This is a genomic window from Tenacibaculum pelagium (assembly GCF_014062345.1).
GTDB classification, from domain to species: Bacteria; Bacteroidota; Bacteroidia; order Flavobacteriales; family Flavobacteriaceae; genus Polaribacter; species Polaribacter pelagius.
The window spans coordinates 1,025,084-1,035,046 of record NZ_JACGLS010000001.1; the positions used below are offsets into that span (position 1 = coordinate 1,025,084).

Sequence of the window (9,963 nt, forward strand, 5' to 3'; positions counted from 1 at the left end):
AAGAAAACTTGTTAATTTTTAAAAAAGTATGTTTGTTATTTATCATTTTAACATATTATCGATTTAATCTATAAGCTGAAGGTGTTTTCTTTTTCAATTCTTTGAATTTTCTATTAAAATTAGAAATATTTTTAAATCCAGATTTTTCTGAAACTTCAATTATTGAATAATCTTTATTTAATAATAATTTACATGCTTTCTCAACTCTCAATTCATTTAAAAATGTAAAGTATGTTTTATTAGTTCGCTGCTTAAAATATCTACAAAATGCATTTGATGTCATATTTGCAACCTCTGCTATATCATACAATTCTATTTTTGTACTAAAGTTATTCAAAGTATAATCCATAACATCTCTCATTCTTTTCCCTTCATTATCAGTGTACTTTTTTTCATAAATAAAAGATGAAAGAGATTTAATATCAGAGCTAGAAATTAACCTCAGCATCTTTATAAAAACAATAAACTTATCTAAATCCCTACTTTTTTTTAATTTTAAAAAGTGCTTTCTCAACTTATCCTTGTTATTCAAAACCTTAAAACTACTCTTGATACTGTTAAAAAAAATAATTAATTCTTTAAAGTCATCTAACTCAAAAAAGTCTTCACCAAAAGATGATTTAGTAAAAAAAAGTGAAATCATAAACGATTCTTTAATTACTGAAGCATCACTTTTAAAAACATGTGCTTGATTACCACCGATAGCAATTATATCATTTGACTTATATTCACTTATTGTATCTCCTACTATCAAAGTTCCTTCACCTTTTACAACATAACATAGTTGTATTTCTTCATGTTGATGTAGCTTATCATAAAAAAATGCTCCTCTATCCTCTTGATAAATTAGCCCTAAATTTTTTGTTTTAGGTATTTCAAACGGTAAAACTTTCATTGATATTTTTTTAGCTAAACTATAGAATATTTACACATTAAAACATAAAATAAGTAAAACAAGGTAAAATAATATTAACTCAAGATAGATTACAATAACAAACAATCAATTATCAATTCTAATTTTGTATCAAAAAAACAGAATGAGTATAAATTGGAAAGGTGTAATGCCTGCAGTAACAACAAAATTTTCTAATAATGACACTTTGGACTTAAATATGTTTGAAGTAAATATTCAAGCACAATTAGAAGCTGGAGTGCATGGTATTGTATTAGGAGGAACTTTAGGAGAAGCAAGTACTTTATTAGATGAAGAAAAAAGAACATTAACACAAACAACTGTAAATATTGTTAAAGGCAAAGTGCCTGTATTAATGAATATTGCTGAGCAAACTACCAAAGGAGCTGTAAATGCTGCTCAAAAAGCAGAAGAAGATGGTGCTAAAGGGTTAATGATGTTACCACCAATGAGATATAAAGCTGGAAATAGAGAAACGGTTGAATATTTTAAAGCTGTGGCTAACAATACATCTTTACCTATAATGGTATATAACAATCCTGTTGATTATAAAATTGAAGTTACATTAGATATGTTTGATGAATTATTAAAATGTGATAATATAGAAGCTGTAAAAGAATCTACTAGAGATATATCTAATGTGACAAGAATCAAAAATAATTTTGGAGATCGATTAAAGATAATGACTGGAGTAGACACCTTAGCCTTAGAAAGCTTATTAATGGGTGCAGATGGATGGATCGCTGGTTTAGTTTGTGCCTTCCCAAAAGAAACTGTCGCTATCTATGAATTACAAAAAGCTGGAAAAATTAAAGAAGCTTTAGAAATATATCGTTGGTTTTTACCATTGTTAGAATTAGATATTAATTCTAAATTAGTACAAAATATTAAGTTAGCTGAAGTTGCTACAGGTATTGGAACAGAAAATGTTCGTGCTCCTCGCCTTCCTTTAATAGGCGAAGAACGCAAACATGTTCTAAACGTAATTGAAACTGGCTTAAAAAACAGACCTACTTTACCCGATTATAAAAATTTGTAGAATATATGCTTACAGGAAAAAACTACATTGACAATAAAACATTAGCACAAGGAAATAAAACCTATAAAACATTTAATCCTGAATTAAATCAGGAAAATGAAACAGTATTTACTGAGGCAACTCAAGAAGAAATTAACGAAGCAGTTTCTTTAGCCTCAAAAGCTTTTAAAGAATTCCGAACTATTTCAGGAAAACAAAAAGCATTATTTTTAAATACAATTGCTGATGAAATTTTAGCTTTAGATGAACTACTTATTCAAACATATTGTTCTGAAACTGGTTTACCAGAGGGACGCGCAAGGGGAGAAAGAGGAAGAACGGTGTATCAACTCCGTTCTTTTGCTGATTTAGTGGCCGAAGGTTCTTGGGTAGATGCAACAATTGATACAGCAATTCCAAATAGAGAACCTTTACCTAAATCTGATATTAGAAAAATGAATATTCCTTTAGGACCAATAGTTGTTTTCGGGGCAAGTAATTTTCCATTAGCCTATTCTACTGCTGGTGGTGATACTGCTGCTGCATTTGCCGCAGGATGCCCAGTAATTGTTAAATCGCATCCTATGCATGCAGGTACAGGAGAATTAGTAGCATCTGCAATTATTAATGCTGCCGAAAAAACTGGAATGCCAAATGGTGTTTTTTCAAATTTAAATTCTAGCGGAATAGAAGTTGGTCAACAATTAGTTTCTCATCCAGAAGTTAAAGCTGTTGGATTTACAGGAAGTATCCGTGGTGGTAGAGCTTTATTAGATTTAGCAGCAAAACGCGAAGAACCAATTCCTGTCTTTGCGGAAATGGGGAGTGTAAACCCTGTAATTATGTTACCTCAAGCTTTAAAGAATAGGTCAGAAGATTTGGCAAATACATATGCTAGATCTATAGCTTTAGGAACTGGACAATTCTGTACTAACCCTGGATTAATTTTAGGTATTAAAGGAAATGATTTAACAAATTTCACAAATGCTTTAGCAAATAAAATTGTTAAAATAAATCCTTCTTGCATGCTACATCCTAATATTGTAGCAGCCTATGAAACCAACAAAGAAAAAGCAATTAATCAAAGTGGATTAATTGTAGTCGGAGGTTATGAGAATGAAGTACAATCGAACTATGCGACACAAATAATAACAACTGTAGAAGGAAAAACTTTTTTAGAAAACACAACACTACATCAAGAAGTATTTGGACCTTTCTCTATGGTTGTAAAATGTGAAAACATTAAGCAATTAGAACAAATTATTTCAGAATTAGAAGGTCAATTAACTGGAACTATAATTTCTGACGATAACGAAGTTTCTGAATATCCATCAGTAGTCGCTGCTTTACAAAATAGAGTTGGTAGAATTATTTTTAACGGAGTGCCAACTGGCGTTGAAGTTTGCCCATCAATGGTACATGGAGGTCCATATCCTGCATCTACAGATAGTAGATTTACCGCTGTTGGAGTTAATTCAATTAAACGCTGGATACGACCTTTTAGTTATCAAGATTGGCCAAATAATTTATTACCTGATGAACTTAAAAATGAAAATCCTTTACAAATTTCACGTTCAGTTAACGGTAATTTTACAAAACAAGAAATAACATCATAAAATTTAAGAATTTCTTTAGATAAGTAGAAAAAACAAATAGTAATTTTGCTTTGCTAAAGGGATTGAAAACAAAGCCGGCTTCGTTTTTATCGATTAGAGAAATTTTGAAGGGTTTTTTCTGAAAAAGAAAACAAGCTGGCGATTCAATTTAGCATGAAGAAAACTTTTTTTTGCATAGACGCCCATACTTGTGGCAATCCAGTTAGAGTTGTAGCTGGTGGAGGTCCTAACCTAATTGGATCCAACATGAGCGAAAAACGTCAATACTTTTTAAAAGAATACGATTGGATTCGCAAAGGCTTAATGTTTGAGCCTCGAGGTCATGACATGATGAGTGGTTCTATCCTATTCCCTCCTCATAATCCTGAAAATGATTTTGCCATATTATTTATAGAAACATCTGGTTGTTTACCAATGTGCGGTCATGGTACAATAGGCACCATTACTATTGCTATTGAAGAAGGGTTAGTTACTCCAAAAATTCCTGGTAAAATTAAAATGGAAGCTCCTGCTGGTTTAGTTGAAATAGAATATCAACAAACCAAAAAAAAAGTAAATTGGGTTAGACTAACCAATGTTAAAAGTTATTTAGCTGCTGAAAACCTAACTGTAGATTGCCCTGAATTAGGTGAAATTAATTTTGATGTTGCTTATGGCGGAAACTATTATGCAATTGTAGATCCTCAAAAGAATTTCTCTGGAATACATGATTTTACAGCTTCAAAAATTATTCAATATTCTCAAGTAGTAAGAGATCGTATCAATAAAAAATATCCTGATATGTTTATTCATCCAGAAAATGATACCATTAGAGATGTTACTCACATGCTTTGGACAGGTAATCCTTTAGACCCGACTTCTTCAGGAAGAAATGCAGTTTTTTATGGTGATAAAGCTATTGACAGAAGTCCTTGTGGAACCGGAACCTCAGCAAGGTTAGCCCAATTACATGCTAAAGGGAAACTTAAGACAAATGAAGAATTTATTCATGAAAGTTTTATTGGAAGCAAGTTTATTGGTCGAGTAGAAAAAGAAACAACTTTAGCAGGAAAGCCTGCCATTATTCCAAGTATACAAGGTTGGGCTAAAGTATACGGATACAACAATATAATCATTGATGACCAAGACGATCCATACGCACATGGATTTCAAGTAATATAAAATGAGTAAAAAAGTAGTAATTATTGGCGGCGGAATTATAGGTTTATCTTCAGCTTATTATTTACAAAAAGCTGGGCATGAGGTAACAGTTATTGATAAATCTGATTTTTCATCTGGGGCTTCTCATGTAAATGCAGGTATTATTACACCTAGTCATATTATTTCTTTAGCTGCTCCTGGCATGATTAATAAAGGCATTAAATGGATGCTTAGCTCATCTAGCCCTTTATCGATAAAACCGCGATTAGACCTTGATTTTTTTAAATGGTCTTTACTTTTTAAAAAAGCTTCTACTCATAAAAAAGTACAGCAATCAGTTCCGATTATTAAAGACATTAATTTATTCAGTAAAGAATTATACGAAAATATAAAAGCTTCTAATGACTTTGATTTCTTTTATCAAAACAAGGGTTTATTAATGTACTATAAAACTGATAAAGCAGGTGAAGAAGAATGGAATGTGGGAAAACAAGCCATTAAAGAAGGGCTAAAAGTTGAAAACTTAACCAAAGAAGAAGTTCAAAAACTAGAACCTAATAGTAACTTAGACATTAAAGGAGCTGTGTACTATCATTCAGATGCACATATGACTCCGAATGAATTTATTCCACAATTAAAATTACATTTAGAAAAAAACGGAGTTACTTTTTTATTAAATGAAGAGGTTTTAGATATTAATATTTCAGATGACAAAGTTGGTTCAATTACAACAAACAAGCAAACGTTACTAGCTGATGAATATGTTTTAGCTACTGGTTCTTGGACACAAGATTTAGCTAAAAAATTACAAACAAACATTCCTGTACAAGCTGGTAAAGGTTATCGAATTAATGTAAAAGAAGAAACAGGAATTACAATTCCTGCAATTTTAATGGAAGCAAAAGTTGCCGTTACTCCCATGAATGGTTTTACTCGATTTGCAGGAACCATGGAAATAGGTGGAATTAATCATAAGATAAACCCAACACGTGTAAAAACGATAGCCAATGCTGGTGAACAATATTATTCTGGCTTAAAAATAAAACAAGAAGACATTGACAATGCCGATTGTGGTTTACGACCTTGTTCTCCTGACGGCTTACCATATATTGGGCGCTTATCTAAAGTTAAAAATGTTACCGTAGCAACTGGTCATGCAATGATGGGATGGAGTTTAGGACCTGCAACTGGAAAACTAGTTTCAGAAATTATTTCTGATGAAAAAACTAGTTTGAACTTAGCTCCTTTTATTCCTGAAAGATTTCGTTAAATAAAAAACACTTTAGAAAATTCTAAAGTGTTTTTTTATTTACTTTTTATAATTTGCTATCCCTTTTTCTAGCCAATTATAATATTCATCTACATCGGGTGTATATGCCACTGGATCTATTAAATTAGATTCATCGTGATTCATCAACACATAAAATGGTTGAGAATTTGCTTTATACTTAATGGTTTGTAATTCACTCCATTTTTGACCTATATACTTTAGCTTCTTTCCTGGATTTAACTTAGAATCTACAACTTCATTCTCTTCTAAAGGTCGTTTGTCATCTACATAAAGAGAAATCAATACTACTTTGTTTTTTAAAACGTCTAAAACTTTAGGTTTTACCCAAACATTTTGTTCCATTTTACGGCAATTCACACAAGCATGCCCTGTAAAATCGATCATAACAGGCTTGTCAACTTTCTTAGCATAAGCTAATCCTTTATCGTAATCATTAAATGCCATAATATCATGTGGAGGCATTAAATGTGCTCCTTCTGGCAATCCGCCGTGATCATCATTTTGTTGATTATTAACACTTACCGTAGCTTGTTTTGTAAAACCAACTCCGTAAGGTGACTCGCTATAATGTTGTGGTGGTGGGAAAGCACTAATTAAATTTAATGGCGCTCCCCATAAACCAGGAATCATATAAATAGTGAATGATAAAACTAATAAACCTAAACTTAATCTACCAACTGAAATATGACTTTGTGGACTATCGTGCGGTAATTGTATTTTTCCGAATAAGTAAAATGCTAAAGCACCAAAAATGGCAATCCAAATAGCTATAAATACTTCTCTTTCTAATAAATGTAATTGAAAAACTAAATCTGCATTTGACAAGAACTTAAACGCTAAAGCCAGTTCCAAAAACCCTAATACTACTTTAACTGTATTTAACCAACCACCTGACTTAGGTAACGAGTTTAACCAACCGGGGAAGGCTGCAAATAATGCAAATGGTAATGCTATTGCTGATGAAAAACCTAACATACCAATAACAGGAGCAATACCACCTTTTGATGCTGCTTCAACTAATAAAGTTCCAACTATTGGCCCTGTACATGAAAACGAAACAATTGCCAACGCCAACGCCATAAAGAAAATTCCAATCAATCCTCCTTTATCAGCTTGAGCATCTACTTTTGTTGCCCAAGAACTTGGTAATGTTATCTCGAAAGCCCCTAAAAAGGATACTGCAAAAACTACTAAAACTACAAAAAAAGCTATATTAAACCACGCGCTAGTTGACAATGCGTTTAAAGCTCCCGCTCCATGTTCAGAAAGCCTTGTAACCACAACTCCTAGAATAACATAAATTGCAATAATTGACAATCCATAAATAATAGCATTCTTAACTCCTTTTGATTTACTTTTACTTTGTTTTGTAAAAAAGCTAACCGTCATTGGAATCATTGGAAACACACATGGAGTTAACAAAGCTGCAAAACCTGATAAAAAAGCAATTATAAAAATACTTAATAATCCTTTTTTATCTTTTGAAGAAGGTTTATTTGAGGCAACATTTTTACTCCCTTTTAAAGCAGCTTTATCTAAGTTAAAAACTAAATCTATTTCTTTTGGCGGTAAGCATTGCTCATCAGTACAAGCAATAAACTCAACAAAAGCATTAATTTCTTTAACCTCAGCATCCATCAATTCTACTTCTTGAATAAATTCCGCTGTATGAGCAAATGATTTTATGCTCATTCCTTCATCACTAAAAAGCTTTGTGAATTTTATTTCCCCTTTTGGCTCTTTTGTGTTTCCTATTAACTTTATTTTACCTCCATCATCATAAGTAAAAGTAGTAGGAATTGGACCTCCTTTAGGAACTTCTTGAGAGTATAAATGCCAGCTATCTTTTATTTTAGCAACACTTATTAACTTGTACTTAGTTTCTGAAACTTTTTCTACTTTCGTTTCCCACTGAATTGGATTATATATTTGTCCAAATCCGCTAACAACAATAGTTAAGCAGAATAATATTGTAAGAACTTTTTTCATTTAAAAAATATATTGAGGAATTTAATTTACTTTAAAAGTTAATTCAACTTCTTTGGGAGGCAAACAATTTTCTCCAGAACAAACCATATACTCTACGGTTCCGTTTATCGTAAATTTTTCAGTAGTTTTTAATCTAATTTTTTGGGTAAATACAGCTTTATTATCAAAATATTTAATACGCATATCAAACATATCATCGTCAACTGTATGCCCTTCTCCTTCTTTAGTGTTACCTTTTTTTAGATAACGTTGATCTCCGGTGAAACTAAATAACGTAGGAATTGGACCTCCTTTAGGAATCTCTTGCGAATATAAATGCCAATCGGCTTCAATATTAGCTGTAGCTATTAATACACTTTCTTTATCTGATATTTTTTTTACTGAAGTTTTCCACTTTACAGGATCATGTACCTGAGCATTAGAAACGTATGAAATAGCTAATGCTAAAAAAAGAAGTACTTTTCTCATTATTAATATATTAATATTTAATCTGTAAAAATAAGATGTTTATCTTTTAAAACCCCTATTCAATAAAAAAATTAACATTTAAGATTATTCGCAAAAAAAAGAGTAATCATTTCTGATTACTCTTTTCTAGTAGCGGGAACTGGACTCGAACCAGTGACCTTCGGGTTATGAGTTCGAAGGAATACCTCTTTTCACGCTCTTTACACTTATTTTTTTTATAAAACTGTTTACGAAACCGTTTACGGTAAATTAAACATATATTCTGATGTAAATTTAACCATTTTCTACATTACGCAATAAGTATTTTTAATGTATTTTCATTTCAACCTGCAATGAAAATACATCTCTTTATATTTTAAATATAAAAACACCAAGTAAAAACAACGCATTTTCAAAGCACCAATAACTAACTAAAATACAAATAGTTATAATTAAAAATAATTATATTTATATAAAATTAAGTTATATAGAAGATGAAAGAATTGCCTCTAATTTTACTAGAACAAAAAAATCATAGAAAAGTTCATCAATTATTGGTTAAGTTTAAATACAATGAAAATTTAATCAATCTAATAAGAAAAATTCCAAATGTAAATTGGAGTTCTTCATTAAAATCTTGGTATATAAAAGACACACTAGATAATTTAAATTTAATTCTTAACACTTTTAAAAATAAAGCAACTATTGACCAAAGTAAATTATCAAGAAAAAATGCTTTTAAGAGGAATTTAACAGATGAGCAAAGGAAACTGCTAAACAATTTTTATCTCTATTTAAAAGGAAAAAGATATAGTCGAAGTACAATACAGACTTATACTTTTTTTATTGCAGATTTCGTAAATTTCTATACAAAAGTATCTTTAGAAAATCTCACAAACAGAGATGTTGAAATTCTTATTGAAAAGGTTTTTATTGAACGAAATTATTCTATTAGTTCGCAAAGACAATTTATAAGTGCTTTAAAAATTTTCATAAACTTTTACCCATATACAAAAATTAATAATCTAAAATTAGAAAGACCTAAAAAGTCACGCAAACTTCCAAATGTTTTATCACAAGAAGAAGTTTTAAATATTATTCGATGCACTCAAAATTTAAAACACCGCGCTATTATATCTTTAATTTATTCTTGCGGATTAAGGGTAAGTGAATTAGTAAATTTGAAATTAGTCGACTTCCATATTGAAAGAAAACAGCTAATTATAAAAAATGGAAAAGGAAGAAAAGATCGGTATGTAAGTTTAGCTGAGAGTTTTTTACCACTTCTGTCTAATTACTATAATACTTTTAAACCTTCTATTTATTTCGTTGAAGGGCAAAAAGGAGGAAAATATAGCACTGAAAGTATTAGACAATTTTTAAGAAGAAGCTGCAAAAAAGCTCATATTAACAAAACCGTTACACCACATACACTAAGACATAGTTATGCTACTCATTTATTAGAAAACGGTGTTGACATAAGATATATACAATCTTTACTAGGTCATGCAAAACCTGAAACCACAATGATTTACACTCATGTAAAAAG

The 9,963-nt window shown here is 30.8% G+C and carries 8 protein-coding genes; 5 read left to right on the top strand and 3 right to left on the bottom strand.

The features are described 5' to 3' along the window. Positions 1 to 55: 55 nt before the first annotated feature. Positions 56 to 895: an AraC family transcriptional regulator gene (locus H3Z83_RS04930; protein WP_182124346.1), complete on the bottom strand. Its 840-nt coding sequence runs from the start codon at positions 893 to 895 to the stop codon at positions 56 to 58. 142 nt (positions 896 to 1,037) lie between these two features. On the opposite strand from H3Z83_RS04930, the gene H3Z83_RS04935 reads away from it, so the two are divergent. The 4 genes from H3Z83_RS04935 to H3Z83_RS04950 all read left to right on the top strand — a co-directional run bounded on the left by H3Z83_RS04935 (position 1,038) and on the right by H3Z83_RS04950 (position 5,957). Then, on the top strand, positions 1,038 to 1,952 hold the full coding sequence (locus H3Z83_RS04935) for a dihydrodipicolinate synthase family protein (RefSeq protein ID WP_182124347.1): 915 nt from the start codon (positions 1,038 to 1,040) through the stop codon (positions 1,950 to 1,952). A 5-nt stretch (positions 1,953 to 1,957) separates the two neighbouring features. Next, positions 1,958 to 3,547: an aldehyde dehydrogenase (NADP(+)) gene (locus H3Z83_RS04940; protein ID WP_182124348.1), complete on the top strand. Its 1,590-nt coding sequence runs from the start codon at positions 1,958 to 1,960 to the stop codon at positions 3,545 to 3,547. A 153-nt stretch (positions 3,548 to 3,700) separates the two neighbouring features. Then, positions 3,701 to 4,708: a 4-hydroxyproline epimerase gene (locus tag H3Z83_RS04945; protein WP_182124349.1), complete on the top strand. Its 1,008-nt coding sequence runs from the start codon at positions 3,701 to 3,703 to the stop codon at positions 4,706 to 4,708. A gap of 1 nt (position 4,709) precedes the next feature. Continuing rightward, positions 4,710 to 5,957 carry an NAD(P)/FAD-dependent oxidoreductase gene (locus H3Z83_RS04950; RefSeq protein ID WP_182124350.1) on the top strand — a complete coding sequence of 416 codons (1,248 nt, stop codon included), beginning with the start codon at positions 4,710 to 4,712 and terminating at the stop codon, positions 5,955 to 5,957. 39 nt (positions 5,958 to 5,996) lie between these two features. On the opposite strand, the gene H3Z83_RS04955 is transcribed toward H3Z83_RS04950, so the two are convergent. Together H3Z83_RS04955 and H3Z83_RS04960 are read right to left on the bottom strand one after the other, a co-directional pair. Beyond that, positions 5,997 to 7,967 (bottom strand): protein-disulfide reductase DsbD family protein, encoded by a 1,971-nt coding sequence (locus H3Z83_RS04955; protein WP_182124351.1) that lies wholly within the window; start codon positions 7,965 to 7,967, stop codon positions 5,997 to 5,999. 21 nt (positions 7,968 to 7,988) lie between these two features. Next, positions 7,989 to 8,435, bottom strand: a complete 447-nt coding sequence (locus H3Z83_RS04960; protein ID WP_182124352.1) for a protein-disulfide reductase DsbD domain-containing protein — start codon at positions 8,433 to 8,435, stop codon at positions 7,989 to 7,991. A 473-nt stretch (positions 8,436 to 8,908) separates the two neighbouring features. On the opposite strand from H3Z83_RS04960, the gene H3Z83_RS04965 reads away from it, so the two are divergent. Next, positions 8,909 to 9,963 (top strand): tyrosine-type recombinase/integrase (locus tag H3Z83_RS04965; protein ID WP_182124353.1); only part of this gene is annotated, 1,055 nt, incomplete at its 3' end.